This is a genomic window from Streptomyces sp. MCA2 (assembly GCF_023544705.1).
Classification (GTDB): domain Bacteria; phylum Actinomycetota; class Actinomycetes; order Streptomycetales; family Streptomycetaceae; genus Streptomyces; species Streptomyces decoyicus.
Genome location: NZ_JAMJFM010000077.1, coordinates 1 through 13,692, shown reverse-complemented (window position 1 = coordinate 13,692; position 13,692 = coordinate 1). Strand labels below are relative to the sequence as shown.

Here is a 13,692-nt window from a genome sequence, read left to right as displayed (position 1 = left end):
CGGACCCGCTCCTCGATCCACCCACTCCCCCCGCCGCCCCCTCCTCACGATCATGGTCGCGAGCACTCCCCAACGTCTTGTATTGTTTGCGGCGGAGGATTCGCCTAGTGGCCTAGGGCGCACGCTTGGAAAGCGTGTTGGGGGCAACCCCTCACGAGTTCGAATCTCGTATCCTCCGCCATTGCTCTCACCGGGCAATACGTCGAAGGGCCCCACCGCTTGCGGTGGGGCCCTTCGACGTTGTCCGACTCGGTTTCCGTCGCGGCCGGGGCCGTGGGGCCCGCGCTCCGGCCGGCGAGCGTCTGGGCCTCGTGGTCGCCGGGGCAGGGAGCAGTTCCGGTGCCCCGGATCCGGGCGGCGCCGGTGCTCAGCCCGTGCTCAGCCGGTGAAGGCGCGCACGAACTCGTTCGCTGACTTGCCGATGCTGGAACAGGTCGCCATCGCCGTGGGTTTCGCGCCTCCGGGGCAGGCCTTGTCGCGGGTGACCGACCACATCGAGAGCCGGCCGAGTCCCTTCTTCTCGGCGAACCGCTTGAGTTCGGCCGCGTCGTCGGGCCTGAAGACCTCGGCCTTGACGTCGTTCACGCCGATCATCGGCGTGACCGAGACGGCCTTCCAGGCCTGGGCCTCGCTCCGGATGCCCAGCGCCGACTTCACCTGTTTGTGGGTGGCGGTGGCGGCCGCGACGGCGTATTCGCCCATGTCGCCGTCGTAGTAGGTGCCGTAGTCCATGGCCATGATGTTCACGCCGGAGATCCGGGCGCCGTTCTTCTCGGCGTTCTCCAGCACCGCGACGGCGTGCCGGTTCAGGCCCGAGGGGAGCACCGGGAGGGTGACGGAGACGTCCAGGTCCTTGTGCTGCTGCTGGAGCCGGGCGATCGCCCGGGCGCGGAGGCTGTTGGCCTTGGTGTCCGTCAGGGCGGGGCCCTCGATGTCGAAGTCGACCTTCGTCAGGTCGTAGGCGTCGATGACCTTGCGGTACGCGTTCACCAGCTTGGGCACCGAGCCGCAGACCCTGGCCAGTTCGTTGCCGCTCTGCCCGCCGAAGGAGACCCGCACATCGCCGCCCTTGGCGCGCAGCGCGGCCACCTGCCGCGCCACCGGGTTGTCGTCCAGCTCCTGCCTGCCGCCCCACTTGGGTTCGCAGCCGCCTCCCGGGGAGACGAAGGCCAGGTTGTACTCCTTCACCCCGGTCTCCTCGGCGCCCTTGAGGAGGTCGTAGGAGGGCTTGAGCAAGGTGTCCACGTACGGCGAGAAGGCGGCGGGTTCCGCGGAGGGCGTGGCAGAGGGGGCGGAAGGGGCGTCGCTCTTCGGATGCGACGGCTTCGCCGGGCCCGGGCTCTCGGGCTTCTCCTGCTCCTCGCTCGAGCAGCCGGCGAGCAACGACGCCGCCACCACCGCCGCCACCGCCGCGAGGGTGGCCGGCTTCGGCGTGCGGCTTCTCCGGGGAACATGCGCTTCTGCGTGACGCGCCATCGCGGGGCTGCCTCCAGGGGTTGGGGGGCGGGCAGTTGTGTGCGGAGGTGCAGCGAAAAGAGCAGGGCGGAAAGGGGAGCCACACCGGATCGGCCGATCAGCATGTTGCGCGGCGGGCACGGAGGGCAAGGAGCGCATGCAAGGCGCAAGGAGCGCCTGGCGGGGAAACATGCCTGGCCAGGCCCTGGGAACGGGCATCGGGCGGCCGGACGGGCCGTCCGAGGGAGTCGCGAAGATCACATCTGTTGCGGTGAGCCCACGTGAGCGCGAGGACTACCGGGGACTGCCGAGGAGGCCCTGCGTTACCCGGCTTCCGCCTCGTGGGCCGGTGTCATCGCGCGGAGGCGGGAGGCGGAGGGACGGACTCGCCCTCCTCCTCGCGCTGTACGGCTGCGTCCACGGCTTCGGGGGGCATGGCCAGCCGTACGGCGGTGTAGTGGACGGCGAGGCTGAAGACGATCACGAGGACCAGGTCCCACCATTCGGGGAGCACACCGATGCCGCCGTAGCGGCCGAGGTAGCCGATGAGGACCATGCCGCCGAGCCAAGGCCACACCCAGACAGCGGATTTGGCGCGCAGGCCGCTGCGTTCGGCCGCCGGGATGCCGCGGCGGGTGAGCGCGAGGACGACGAAGCCGAGCAGGGCGGCGATACCGAGTTTCCAGTCCGCCTCGTACCCGGACCAGTAGAAGATCAAGTTGGCGAAGACGAATCCGGCGGGCGCCATGACCCGTCCGGCGGGCAGCCGGTACGGGCGGTTCCGGTCGCCGTCCCGTACGCGGAGGGCGTGCAGCGCCACCGGTGCGAACGCGTACATGACGGCCGCTGCCGAGGTGACCAGGCCCACCAGCGCCTGCCAGCTGGGAAACGGCAGGAACGCGAGCTCGCCGACCACGAAGGCGAGGAGGGTCGAGACGACGGGCACGCGGCTGCGGCCGACCTGGGTGAGGACTGTCGGCAGCACCCGCTCCCGCCCCATGGCGTACGAGAGACGTGCGGCACCTGCCATGTAGACCAGGCCGGTGCCTGCCGGGGAGATGACGGCGTCGACGTAGAGGATGGTCGCCAGCCAGCCGGCCCCGACCGCGGTGGCCAGCGTGGCGTAGGGACCAAAATTGCCCGCCCCCACGGGGTTGGCCCAGCCGTCGGCCACGGCTTCGGGGTTCAGGGCGGCGATGAAGGCGACCTGGAGCAGGAGGTAGAGCGCGGTGCCGACCGCCATGGCCACGATCACCGCCCGGGAGATGTCGCGCTGGGGATCGCGCGCCTCACCGGCCAATTGGATGGCCTGCTCGAAGCCCAGCAGCGCGAACACCACACCGGCGGGCAGCGCCGCGAAGACGCCGTGCGCCCCGTGCGGGGCGAAGCCGCCGCCCGCGGTGAAGTTCGAGCCGTGGAAGGCCAGGCTCATCAGGACCACCACGGTCAGCAGGGGGACGGCCGTCTTCACCACCGCGGTGACCGAGTTGATCCCGGACATCAGCCGTACACCGAGGATGTTGATGAGGGTGAAGACCAGCATGAGGAAGGTCCCGATCACCAGGCCCGCGGTGGTGAGGGTGCCGTTCGGGTGCAGGACGTGCACCCAGTCGTGGAACCAGCCGATGCGGTCCATGTACGAGAGCGTGGCCTCGACCTCGATCGGGGAGATCAGGACCGAGCGCAGCCAGGACATCCAGCCGGCCGTGAAGCCGACCAGCGGGCCGAAGGCGAAGAACGGGAAGCGGGCGGTGCCGCCCGCGATCGGGTACGTGGCGCCCAGTTCCGCGTGGGCCAGCGCGAGCACGGCGAGCATCGTCGAGGCGAGGACCCAGGACACCAGCGAGGCCGGGCCGGCGATGACGGCGGTGGTCAGGGCGCCCAGCAGCCAGCCGGAGCCGATGATCGACCCCAGGGAGATGAACATCAGGCCCCAGAACCCGACCGCTCGCTGGAGATGACGGCTTCCGGCGGCGCTCTCGCTCCCCGCCACGGATGGCCTGCTCACGCGTGCTCCTGGTTCACGGAGCCATCTTGGTCCCGCGAAGCGGACGGGAAGCGGACCCAGCGCTTCTGCGCCTAGCGTGTCGCCCTGCGTACGGAGAGTGAGCAGTGTCGGGTGAGGGCCTTACGGCTTGGGAACCAGGGCCTTCCGGCGTGCGGCGGGCCTTGTCGCGCGGGCGGACGCGTCGGCCCGGCGCCGGCCGTCCTGCTGCCGGGCTACCGGGCTGCCGGGCTACCGGGCTACCGCTAGTGACTGCCCGACGGGTCGGCGAGGGGGTGCACGGAGCCGTTGCGGGGCGGCGGGTGGGCGTGGAAGAGGGTGGCGTACAGACCCTGCCGGGCAAGAAGTTCGGTGTGCCGGCCCGACTCCACCAGGCGTCCCTCGTCCAGCACCAGGATGCGGTCGGCGTCCGTGGCGAGGTCCAGATCGTGTGTGATCACGAGAGTGGTACGGCCCTCGGCGAGGCGCCGTAGTGGCGCGAGGATGCGCTGGGTGGCCAGGGTGTCCAGGCCGGTGGTGGGCTCGTCGAGGATGAGCACGGGGGCGTTGCGCAGCATGGCGCGGGCGATCGCGACGCGCTGTAGTTGGCCGCCGGAGAGCCGGGAGGTGCCGGGGGCGATCACGGTGTCATAGCCGTCGGGGAGGGCGGCGATGAACACCTCGGCGTCGGCGGCCCGCGCGGCCTGGACGACGTCGTCGTGGGTCACGTCGTCGCGTCCGCAGGCGATGTTCTCCTCCACGGTGTCGTGCAGGACGAGGGTGTCCTGCGGCAGCAGCGTGATGTTCCGGCGCAGCTGGGCGAGCGGCATCCGGTTCACGGGGATGCCGTCCAGCCGGACGCTGCCGGTGTCCGGGTCGTAGAACCTCAGCAGCAGGGCGGCCAGGGTCGACTTGCCCGCGCCGCTGGGGCCGGTGATGACCACCAGTTCCCCGGGCACCGCGGTGAAGGAGAAGTCATGGAGCACCTCCTGCTCGCTGCCCGGGTAGTGGAAGCCGACCCGGCACGCTTCCACCGCGCCGACCGCGCGCTCGGGCGTCGGGACGATGACGGAGGGGTCCGGGTCGGTGACGGCGGGTGGCGCGTCGACGATCTCCAGCAGTCGCTCGGCCCCGGCGGTCGCCTCGGTGACCGTCAGACCGAGTTGGCCGAGGCTCTGGATCGGCGGGTAGAGGTAGCCGACGAACGCGGCGAAGGCCAGGAGCTGGCCCAGCGTCATCCGCCCCGAGGCGATCTCCCACGCGCCCAGGCCGATGATCGCCAGGACGCAGAACGTTTCCAGGAGCTGGACCAGCTGCTCGTACAGCTCGTTGAGGCGGGCGCTGGTCACCGATGCCCTCAGCCAGCTGTGGGCCTCGCGGCGGAGCCGCTCCTGCTCGTCGCGCTGCCGGTTGTAGGCCTGCGTCAGGACGACGTTGACCAGCCCTTCCTCCACCACCGAGGTGATGGCGCCGTCCGCCGCGCGTTCCCGGCGGGACACCTCCTTGACCCGGTGGGTGAAACGGCTGGTGGCGAACCAGAACAGCGGGGCCAGGGCGAAGGTGGCGAGCGCCAGGTCCCAGCGCAGCCAGAGCGCGGCTCCGGCGTAGAAGACGACGCCGAACAGGGCCGTGATCGCCTGCACGAAGCCGGAGACCACGAGCTCCTCGATGGCGTCGACGTCGCCGGTCAGCCTCTCGACCAGGTCACCCCGTCGGTTGCGCTGGAAGAAGTGCGGCGGCAGCGTCTGGAGATGCGCGAAGATCCGGGCCCGTAGCCGCATCACGAAGCGCTCTGCCACCCAGGCGGCGAGCGAGTTGCCCAGATACCCCACGATCGCGCCGGCGACGGCGAGGCCGAGCCACAGCCCGGCGGGCCCCCAGAAGGCGCTGACCGAGCCCTTCTGGAGGGCGTTGTCGGTGAGTTCGGCGAAGATCAGGATGGCCACGGTCTCGGCGAGCGTGGCCACGATGGCGCTCAGAATGACGAGGACGATCCAGCGGCGGTCCCCCCGGGTCAGGGGCCAGAAACGGCGCACCGCCTCCTTGAAGCCCACTCGCCTGGTGCGGATCGAGGTGTCCGCGACGAGCCCCCGGAAGACGCGGTCCATGGCGGGGTCCGGGGGCGGCAGCTTCCTCGCCCGCCCAGCGGCCGGAGCGGTGAACTCGTCACCGCCACCGTGCAGCAGTGCCGAACCCTCTTCAACGGGTAGTGGTTCCGTGCCTCGTTGAGGCGACGCTTCGAGGCGCTCTCGGCGCCGGCGTGAGCTGCGCAGGTGCATGGTGGCTACGTCATCTCGTCGCTGCTCGGGCGGTTGACCGGGACCACGTGGCACGGCCCCTCAAACGACGAGGCGGACCCGCGCTGTACGCGAGCCAGCCTCGAACTCAGAGGTTTGCGTCAGTGACGCCCGAAGCCGCGGCCACGGCCACGCCCACGACCCCTGCCACGCCCACGTCCGCGCCCGCGCCCGCGGAAGCGGCCGTAGCCACGGCCATAGTCGTCGTAGTCCCAGTCGTCTCCGTGACGCCTGCGCCTGGTGGGGAAGATCTTGCGGAAGCTCATCTCGCCTCCTCGTAGACTTTTCCTTGCTGTCGAGCCGTTACCGGCTACGACAACTCCCAAGCTACGACGCTCATCTGGTTCCAACAAGGAAATGTGCGTGAAAATTCAGACATAAGCCAATATTCCTCTCAAATACCCCAAAGGGTGACGAGAGGTGACTCTCTGGAGGTCATTCGGACGCCTTTTGACGGCTCCGATGTCTCTGACTCATCAGACGCAACGATCGGGCCATCGGGGGGCGGGGTGGGGTGAGGTGGGCGGGTATCTGCGAAAGCAAACAGGTCTGCCGGAGCGAACGGGTCAGCGGGAGGGCTGCGGTCCGCTGGAGCGTACGGCCACCGGGCCGCCCGGTCCTTGCGCGTCAGCTGACGGAAAGTCGGTCGGCCGCCCAAGACTGCGGCGGATGTGGTCAGTCGCCCTTCTCAGTGGCCCTTCTCAGCCGCCCTCCTCGGTCCCCCGCCCGCGGTTGCTGCGGGAAGCGGCGTGCAGGAGGGCCGCGGCGACGCCGGTGGCGGCGATGAGGCCGACGGAGCCCCAGAAGGCGTTCCGGGCCCCGTTCAGCACGGCACGGGCCGGTTCCGACGGGCCGTCGGACGCGGCGTGGAGGAAAATGGTGCCCAGGAGGGCGATGCCGAGCGTGCCGCCCAGTTGCTGGGCGGCGTTGAGCAGCCCGGCCGCCGAGCCGGTTTCGTGCGGGCGGACCCGGTGCAGGGCGGTGGTGAAGAACGGGACGGCGAACAGGCCTTGTCCCGAGCCGCAGACCGCGAGGGCGGTCAACGCAGACCGTGGCTCGTCGCTACCGGCGGCTGTGCGCCGACGCCGGGTTGGCGGGTCGTCGGGCTCCCTCAAATCGTGGTCACCCAGGCCCTGTGCCCCGACCCCGCGGCCCTGCACCACTACCTGACCCACCGTCTCGGTGCCCTCGGGGCGCTGCACACGCTGGAGACCGCCCCCGTACTGCGCACCGTCAAGGGCGCCGGTCCGCTTGCCGCACCGGCGCCCAGGCGAAGTGCGCCGAAGCGGCGCTGACCTGCACCGTCGCCGTGCGCCGCCGGGCCCGTAGGTGCCGGGTCAGGTCGCGCTGAGCGCCACCGTCGGATGGAGCCGGGAGGCCCGTACGGCCGGGTAGAGGCCCGCGATGACGCCGATCACCAGGGTGGCGCCGAGGCCGCCGGCCAGCGACCAGGGCGGTACGACGGCGGTCCACCCCTGGGCATGGGCGAAGACGGCCGTGGCGACGGCGCCCAAGGCGGCGCCCGCCAGTCCGCCGAGGGCGGACAACAGCAGTGATTCGGTGAGGAATTGGAGCCGGATCGAGCCTCTCGTCGCGCCGAGGGCGCGGCGCAGTCCGATCTCCTGGCGGCGCTCCAGTACGGAGATCACCATGGTGTTGGCCACGCCCACGCCGCCGACCAGCAGCGCCACCGCGCCCAGGCCCAGCATCAGGGTGGTCATCCCCTTGTCCGTGGCGGACTTGGCCGCCAGGGCGTCGGAGGGGCGGGAGACCTTCACCGAGTTCTCGTCACCCGGGTTGACCGTACGAGCCAGCACCCCCTGGACCGCTTCCACCGAGGCGTCCGTGGAACGTTCGAAGAGCATGGTCGGGTGGCCGTCGAAGCCCAGGTAGCGCTCGGCGGAGGGGTATCCGATCAGGGCGGTACGGTCCAGGGTCGGCACCAGCTCGATGGGCGCGAGGATGCCGGTGACGACGTACCAGCGGTCGTTCAGCAGGATCTTGGCGCCGGGCTCGCTCATGCCGAGCCGGTCGGCGGCCACCGAGCCCAGGACGACCGTGGGCAGTCGCTCACTGGCGCGGTTCAGCCAACTTCCCTGGCTGGTACGGGCATTGAGTGCGTCGAGCAGGTCGGGGCGGGCGGCCTGGACGGTGATGCCCGCCGCCATCTCCTCCGGCACGGCGTCGCTGCGCCGCACCCGGGCGTCGACCGCGCCGACGGCGGTGGCGTGCTGGACGGGGCCGATCCGCTCGACCATCGACACCGCGTTCTTGGGGAGTTTGACGTCGTTGCCCTCGATGTCCGTGCCCGCCTCGGCGGTGAGCATGTTGGTGCCGAGGCGGTCCAGCCGGGACATGATGTCGGCGCGGCTGGAGGTGGACAGCCCGATGACCGCGACCATCGTGGCGATGCCGATCGCGATGCCGAGGGCGGACAGCACGACTCGGGTGCGGCGGCTGCGCAGGCCCTCGGCGCCGACGCGCAGCACATCGGCCGGGGAGAGCCGGGCCGGCCGGAGTGCGGGGCCGCTCATGGGGTCACCTCCTCGGTGGGCTCGAAGGGCGAGCCGGGCGCGGCGGGCGAGCCGGGCGCGGCGGGAGCCGTACCGGAGTCGTCGACGATCTCGCCGTCGCGGAAGCGGATACGGCGGGGCAGCGAGTCGGCGATGTCGTTGTCGTGGGTGATCACGCAGACGGTCGTCCCGGCGGCATGCAGCTCGCGGATGAGGTTCATGACCAGCTCACCGGAAGCGGTGTCCAAGGCGCCGGTCGGCTCGTCGGCGAGCAGCAGATCGGGGTCGCCGACCAGTGCGCGGGCGATGGCCACGCGCTGCTTCTCGCCGCCCGACAGCTGGTGGGCGAGGTGGCCGATGCGGTGTCCGAGCCCCACTTCCTCCAGTGCCGTGCGGGCGCGGGCGCGGCGCTCGCGCAGGCCCGTTCCGCCGTACAGCAGGCCGTCGGCGACGTTGTCCTGGGCGCTGCGGCCGGGGGCGAGGTGGAAGTGCTGGAAGACGAAGCCGATGTGCCGGGCGCGCAGCGCGGAGAGCTGGGCGTCGGACAGCCGGCTCACGTCGTACCCGGCCACCCTGACCTCACCCGAGGTGGCCCGGTCCAGGGTGCCGAGCAGGTTGAGCAGGGTGGATTTGCCGGAGCCCGACGGGCCGACGATGGCGGCCAGTTCGCCGCGCGCCACCCGGAGGTCCACGCCCCGCAGGGCGTGCACCCCGCCCGGGTACGACTTGGTGGCCGCCCGCAGTTCGATCACGGCTGGGGTCATTGCTCGGCCGCTCCGACCTTCATGCCCTCGGCCAGGCCGGCACCGCTGACCTCGATCCGGCCGTCGGCCGTCAGACCGGTCTCGACCGGCACCATGCGGGTCTTGGCGCCCTGGACCAGCTCCAGCCCGTAGCCGCCCTCGCGCAGCGCGACGACCGCCTCGACCGGAACCGTCAGCACGTCCTTGCGGCTCTCGCTGACGAACTTCACGTTCAGGGTGCCCTGCCGGTCCTTCTCGTGGAGCTTGGTGTCGTCGTCGAGTGTGATCTCGACCTGGATGCCCTCGTCGGACGAGCCGCCGGAGCCGCCGGAGCCGCCCTCGGCGGACTCGGATTCCTCGGGGGCCGCCACGCCGCTGACCTTGCCGCGCCGGTTGCCGCCGCCGGGCATGGCGATCTCCACCTTGGTGCCGTTGGCGGCCAGCGCCCCGTCGGCCTCGCTGAGCGAGGCCCGTACGACGGGCTTGGTGGAGGCGACCGTCAGGACCGCCTTGTCCGGGCCGATGGTGTCGGCGAGGGCGGCGTCCGCGGACACCACCCGCACGGGGCCGCGCTGGAAGACGACGTCCCCCTGCCCGATCTCGCCGTTGGAGGTCACGTCGAGGGACTTCTGCCACTGCTTGACGGCGGCCTTGGTCGCCTCGTCATAACGGACGTCCACATACAGCCCGGACCCGAAGCCCAGATCGCGGAGGTTGCGCTCCAGTTGGAGGACGTCCGGGCCGCGGGTGCCGACCTTCATCGCGCGGAACATCGGTGTCGGGCCGTAGAGGAGGACCACCGGCCGGGCGTCGCGCTCGTACAGGCGCTGCCCGAGCGAGATGGTCTTCCCCGGTTGGGCGGCCTTGGTGATCGTGCCCTCCACGGGGGACTTCACCGCCCGGCGCTGCGCGTAGTCCAGGTGCCCGTCGACGGTCTTGCTCTGGACGAGGTCGGCGCGGGTGATCTCGGTCGTGGTGGGCGGCCCCTTCGGCTTCCGGCCGTCGGCCGAGGCGTCCTGGCCGGGGTTGGTGAGGATCATGACGCCGGCGGTCACCGCGGTCGCCGAGACCGCCGCCGCCAGGGCGACGAGACCCCGGCGGCGCTTGCCTGCGGAGCTCACTGCATGCCGTCCAGTCCGTCGAGGAGCTTGTCCTTGCAGGCCTGGGTGGCCTGCTTGTACGCGGGCGAGTCTTGCTCGATCTCGGGCGAGGCGGGCTTCGGGTCACCGCCGGGGAGGACATTGCCGTCCTTGAGCCGCGGGTTGGTGAACTTCGATACGCCGTGGGCGCGCATGCACTTGGCGTGCGCGAGCATCGACTCGTAGTCCTTCTGGGTGTCGCGGGGCGGCTCCAGGCTCATGGCCTTCTGCATCTCGGTCTTACACGCGCCGGCCCGGCCGGCCTTGGCGATGTCGTCGTTGCCCGACTCTTCCTGGAGTTGGTTGATCTTCGTCCAGTCGAGATGGCCGCTCAGCTTGGGATCGGGGTAGTCCTTGGTGATCTTCTTGCGCATGCACTGGACGAACTTCATCTGTGCGTCGTAGAACGCGCTCTTGCCCTGGGCGCCGGCGCCCTTGGACGAGTCGGCGCCGTTCTTGGTCTGGTCGGTGGAGGGCGCGTTGCTGACGGAGGCGACCCCTTCGTCGGACGACTCGGCACCGCCGCAGGCGGTGGTCAGCGCGAGGGCGGGTACGGCAACCAGCAGCGCGAGGCGTGCGGCACGGGAGCGTGTCTTCTGCGTCATGCGGCTCACTGTCAGGGCCGCAGTTGGTGGCCGCTCCATGGCCGCATGATGAGAACGTAACAATGCCGCCGGACCGCGCTTTCGCCCTGTGGATAACTCCTGAGCTGCACAAACCCTCGCCCATAATCGACGGCATGCCGCATGTGCTGCTGATCGAGGACGACATGTCCGTACGGGACGGAATGGAGCTGGTGCTGCGTCGGCACGGCCATGAGGTCGACGCCGTCGCCAGCGGCGAGGCGGGCCTGGAGCTGCTGTCCCGCCCGCGCGAGGGCGGCATCGAGATCGCGGTGGTCGACCTGATGCTGCCCGGCATCGACGGCTTCGAGGTCTGCCGCCGCATCCGCGGCCGGGGCCAGCTGCCGATCATCATGCTCACCTCCCGCGGCGACGACCTGGACGTGGTCAGCGGGCTGGAGGCGGGCGCCGACGACTATGTGGTCAAGCCGATCACCGGCCGGGTGCTGGAGGCCCGTATCCGGGCGGCGCTGCGCCGGGCCGGTCCGGTCACCCGCACGGACAGCGACGACTTCGCCGGGCTCGTCATCGACCGTGCCGGGCTGACCGTCACCAAGCGCGGCACCCCCGTCCCCCTCCCGCCCACCGAGCTGCGGCTGCTGCTGGAGCTGTCGGCCGCACCCCGCCGGGTCTTCAGCCGGGAACAACTGCTGGAGCTCGTCTGGGAACACGACTTCCTGGGCGACTCCCGGCTGGTGGACGCGGCGGTCGGGCGGCTGCGCGCCAAGCTGGAGGACGTCCCCGCCAAGCCGCGCTACATCCAGACGGTGCGCGGCTTCGGCTATCGCTTCGGGCCGGTGTGAGCGCCCGATGAGGGGGAGGAAGGGGAGCGCTACGCGGAGCGGGACGGAGAGCGCGGAAGGAAGTACGGAGGGGGGCACGGAGAGGGGCACGGAGAGCGCCGCGGCGAGGGGCGCCCCGGCGACGGCCGCTCCGGTGGGGTCCGCTCCGGTGGAGTCCGCTCCGGTGGAGTCCGCTCGGGCAGCATCCGCTCCGGCGACGGCCGTGAGGGCCGGGCCGCGGGCCCGTATGCGGCTCCCCCGCCTCGACGGGCTTCGCGGGCGGCTGATCATCACCGTTGTCGTGGTGGCCCTGATCAGCGCGGTCACCGCCACCGGACTGGCGTACCGGGAATCGCGGGACGCGGTCCTCAAGCGGGCCCAGAACGCCGCCGTCGACGACTTCCGCGGCCTCGTCGAGCGGCACGCGGCGGAGCTCGATGTCCCCACCGACCCCCGGTCCATGGCCCGGTTCGCCACCCACATCTCGTCCGGTCTCCACGGCTCCCTGGTCGTCGCCCGGTACCGCGACTACACCGCCTCCTCCGACCCGTCCGCGGACCGCACCCGGATCACTCCCGAGCTGCGCGCGGCCGTGCGCACCCACACCCGGGTCTCTCTCCAGCGGGTGGAGTACGGCGGGAAGCCCTGGCTGGCGCTCGGCGCCCCGGTCGGCCTGGAAGCACCGGCCGGCCGTGGCGGCTCAGGGCAGCCGTCCGGGGTCGAGATATTCGCGGCCGTCTCCCTGGCCGAGGAGGAACGCGACACCGCCGAGCTGGTGCGCAGCGTGCAGGGCGGGCTGGTGCCCGTGGTGCTGCTGGCCGCGGTCCTGGCGCTGCTCGCGGCCCGTACGGTGCTGCGGCCGGTCCGCAAACTGGCGCGGGCCACCCGCAGGCTGGCCACCGGCGAGCTCAGTATCCGGGTCGAGGAGAAGGGCCACGACGAACTGGCCGAACTCGCCCACACTTTCAACGAAACGGCCGGCGCGCTGGAGCACAGCGTGGGCGAGCTGCGCGAACAGGAGGCCCTGGCCCGCCGTTTCGTCGCCGATGTCTCCCATGAGCTGCGCACCCCGCTCGCCGCCATGACCATCGTCTCCAGCGTCCTGGAGGAGGACGCCGACCAGCTCACCCCCGACACCGCACACGCGGCCCGCACGGTCAGCGCCGAAACCGCCAAGCTGGCCCGGCTCGTCGACGACCTCATCGAGATATCCCGCTTCGACGCCCGCGCCGTGGCGCTGACGGTGCACGAGCTGGACATGGCCGAGGCGGTGCGCGCGACGCTCGCGGCCCGCGGCTGGACCGACCAGGTCGTGGCCGATCTGCCGCCGGGCATCCGGGCCCGGCTCGACCGCCGCCGTCTCGACGTCATCGTCGCCAACCTCGTCGGCAACGCCCTCCGGCACGGCGCGCCGCCGGTCACCGTCACCGTACGGGCGGCGGACGACCGGCTCACCGTCGCGGTCGCCGACCACGGCCCGGGGCTCGCCCCCGAGGTCGCCCGCCATGTCTTCGACCGCTTCTACAAGGCCGACAGCGCCCGCCGCCGCTCCGAGGGCAGCGGACTGGGCATGGCGATCGCCCTGGAGAACGCCCGCCTGCACGGCGGCACCATCGAACTCGCGCCCCCGGCTCCGGGCATCGGAGCCGTCTTCACCCTCCGCCTCCCCCTCCGTACGGAATCCGCCTCATGACGCGCCCCCGCACCGCCCTCACCTGCTGTGTGCTCGCCCTCGTCGCCGCGGGCTGCGGTATCCGTCCCACCGACGTCACGGACGGCGGCACCGCCCCTTCCGGGATCTCGAAAGGCATGCGGATCTACTTCGCCTCCGACAACGGTCCGCGGGGGGTGCCCCGGCCGGAAGTGACGTTCGACCAGCTCGACGATGCGTTCAAACTGCTGATCGCGGGCCCGTCCCCGGCCGAGCGGGCCGACGGGCTGACCAATCTCCTCCCCACGGACGTGGACTTCTCCGCCGACGCCGTCGACGGCGAGGTCACCATCGCCGCTCCGGGCTATCCCACCGGCTCCTCCCAGGACCAGGCCACCGGCCAGCTGGTCTGCACCCTGGCCCGTGCCGAGGTCCTCGTCCACGGCACCCGCCCGGACAAGGTCCAGGTGATCATCGCCGGCGACGGCGAGCGCGTCGGGCCGTA

General features: G+C 71.4%; 12 protein-coding genes and 1 tRNA gene. 5 read left to right on the top strand and 8 right to left on the bottom strand.

Going from position 1 to position 13,692, the window contains the following annotated elements:
• Window positions 1–93 precede the first annotated feature (93 nt).
• A tRNA-Ser gene (locus tag M8I34_RS38170) sits at window positions 94–181 on the top strand.
• A 197-nt stretch (window positions 182–378) separates the two neighbouring features.
• Here the strand turns inward: M8I34_RS38170 and M8I34_RS38165 are convergent.
• The 4 genes from M8I34_RS38165 to M8I34_RS38150 all read right to left on the bottom strand — a co-directional run bounded on the left by M8I34_RS38165 (window position 379) and on the right by M8I34_RS38150 (window position 6,779).
• The gene (locus tag M8I34_RS38165; RefSeq protein WP_308372778.1) at window positions 379–1,476 is read right to left on the bottom strand and encodes a chitinase; all 1,098 of its coding nucleotides are present in this window, start codon (window positions 1,474–1,476) and stop codon (window positions 379–381) included.
• A 331-nt stretch (window positions 1,477–1,807) separates the two neighbouring features.
• Window positions 1,808–3,463, bottom strand: a complete 1,656-nt coding sequence (locus tag M8I34_RS38160) for an APC family permease (RefSeq protein ID WP_250057605.1) — start codon at window positions 3,461–3,463, stop codon at window positions 1,808–1,810.
• 242 nt (window positions 3,464–3,705) lie between these two features.
• Window positions 3,706–5,547, bottom strand: a complete 1,842-nt coding sequence (locus M8I34_RS38155; RefSeq protein WP_250057604.1) for an ABC transporter ATP-binding protein — start codon at window positions 5,545–5,547, stop codon at window positions 3,706–3,708.
• A gap of 890 nt (window positions 5,548–6,437) precedes the next feature.
• On the bottom strand, window positions 6,438–6,779 hold the full coding sequence (locus M8I34_RS38150; protein WP_250057603.1) for a hypothetical protein: 342 nt from the start codon (window positions 6,777–6,779) through the stop codon (window positions 6,438–6,440).
• A gap of 75 nt (window positions 6,780–6,854) precedes the next feature.
• On the opposite strand from M8I34_RS38150, the gene M8I34_RS38145 reads away from it, so the two are divergent.
• Window positions 6,855–7,031: a hypothetical protein gene (locus M8I34_RS38145; RefSeq protein WP_250057602.1), complete on the top strand. Its 177-nt coding sequence runs from the start codon at window positions 6,855–6,857 to the stop codon at window positions 7,029–7,031.
• A gap of 42 nt (window positions 7,032–7,073) precedes the next feature.
• Here M8I34_RS38145 and M8I34_RS38140 read toward each other — a convergent pair whose 3' ends face one another.
• Genes M8I34_RS38140 through M8I34_RS38125 form a run of 4 tightly spaced genes read right to left on the bottom strand, consistent with a single transcriptional unit; the run spans window position 7,074 to window position 10,736 of the window.
• Window positions 7,074–8,270 carry an ABC transporter permease gene (locus M8I34_RS38140; RefSeq protein ID WP_250057601.1) on the bottom strand — a complete coding sequence of 399 codons (1,197 nt, stop codon included), beginning with the start codon at window positions 8,268–8,270 and terminating at the stop codon, window positions 7,074–7,076.
• Window positions 8,267–9,013, bottom strand: coding sequence for an ABC transporter ATP-binding protein (locus M8I34_RS38135; RefSeq protein WP_250057599.1), 747 nt, complete (start codon window positions 9,011–9,013; stop codon window positions 8,267–8,269). Before M8I34_RS38135 ends, M8I34_RS38140 begins: the two co-directional genes overlap by 4 nt.
• Window positions 9,010–10,113, bottom strand: a complete 1,104-nt coding sequence (locus tag M8I34_RS38130; protein ID WP_250057598.1) for a peptidoglycan-binding protein — start codon at window positions 10,111–10,113, stop codon at window positions 9,010–9,012. The genes M8I34_RS38135 and M8I34_RS38130 overlap by 4 nt, the downstream gene beginning before the upstream one ends.
• A complete protein-coding gene (locus tag M8I34_RS38125; protein WP_250057597.1) occupies window positions 10,110–10,736 on the bottom strand; it encodes a hypothetical protein in 627 nt (208 codons plus the stop codon). The genes M8I34_RS38130 and M8I34_RS38125 overlap by 4 nt, the downstream gene beginning before the upstream one ends.
• A gap of 134 nt (window positions 10,737–10,870) precedes the next feature.
• Between M8I34_RS38125 and M8I34_RS38120 the strand changes: the two genes are divergently transcribed.
• From M8I34_RS38120 to M8I34_RS38110, 3 genes are all read left to right on the top strand, one after another.
• Entirely contained in the window at window positions 10,871–11,557 is a 687-nt protein-coding gene (locus M8I34_RS38120; protein ID WP_250057596.1) for a response regulator transcription factor, read from the top strand.
• Between the two features lie 226 nt (window positions 11,558–11,783).
• Window positions 11,784–13,229 carry an ATP-binding protein gene (locus M8I34_RS38115; RefSeq protein ID WP_250057595.1) on the top strand — a complete coding sequence of 482 codons (1,446 nt, stop codon included), beginning with the start codon at window positions 11,784–11,786 and terminating at the stop codon, window positions 13,227–13,229.
• On the top strand, window positions 13,226–13,692 hold a 467-nt coding region (locus tag M8I34_RS38110; RefSeq protein WP_250057594.1), incomplete at its 3' end, for a GerMN domain-containing protein. The genes M8I34_RS38115 and M8I34_RS38110, both read left to right, overlap by 4 nt.

Coding starts and splice junctions, on each gene's coding strand:
- M8I34_RS38165 (WP_308372778.1), bottom strand. CDS start 1,476: ATGGCGCGTCACGCAGAAGCGCATGTTCCCCGGAGAAGCCGCACGCCG.
- M8I34_RS38155 (WP_250057604.1), bottom strand. CDS start 5,547: ATGGACCGCGTCTTCCGGGGGCTCGTCGCGGACACCTCGATCCGCACC.
- M8I34_RS38140 (WP_250057601.1), bottom strand. CDS start 8,270: ATGAGCGGCCCCGCACTCCGGCCGGCCCGGCTCTCCCCGGCCGATGTG.
- M8I34_RS38135 (WP_250057599.1), bottom strand. CDS start 9,013: ATGACCCCAGCCGTGATCGAACTGCGGGCGGCCACCAAGTCGTACCCG.
- M8I34_RS38125 (WP_250057597.1), bottom strand. CDS start 10,736: ATGACGCAGAAGACACGCTCCCGTGCCGCACGCCTCGCGCTGCTGGTT.
- M8I34_RS38120 (WP_250057596.1), top strand. CDS start 10,871: ATGCCGCATGTGCTGCTGATCGAGGACGACATGTCCGTACGGGACGGA.
- M8I34_RS38115 (WP_250057595.1), top strand. CDS start 11,784: ATGCGGCTCCCCCGCCTCGACGGGCTTCGCGGGCGGCTGATCATCACC.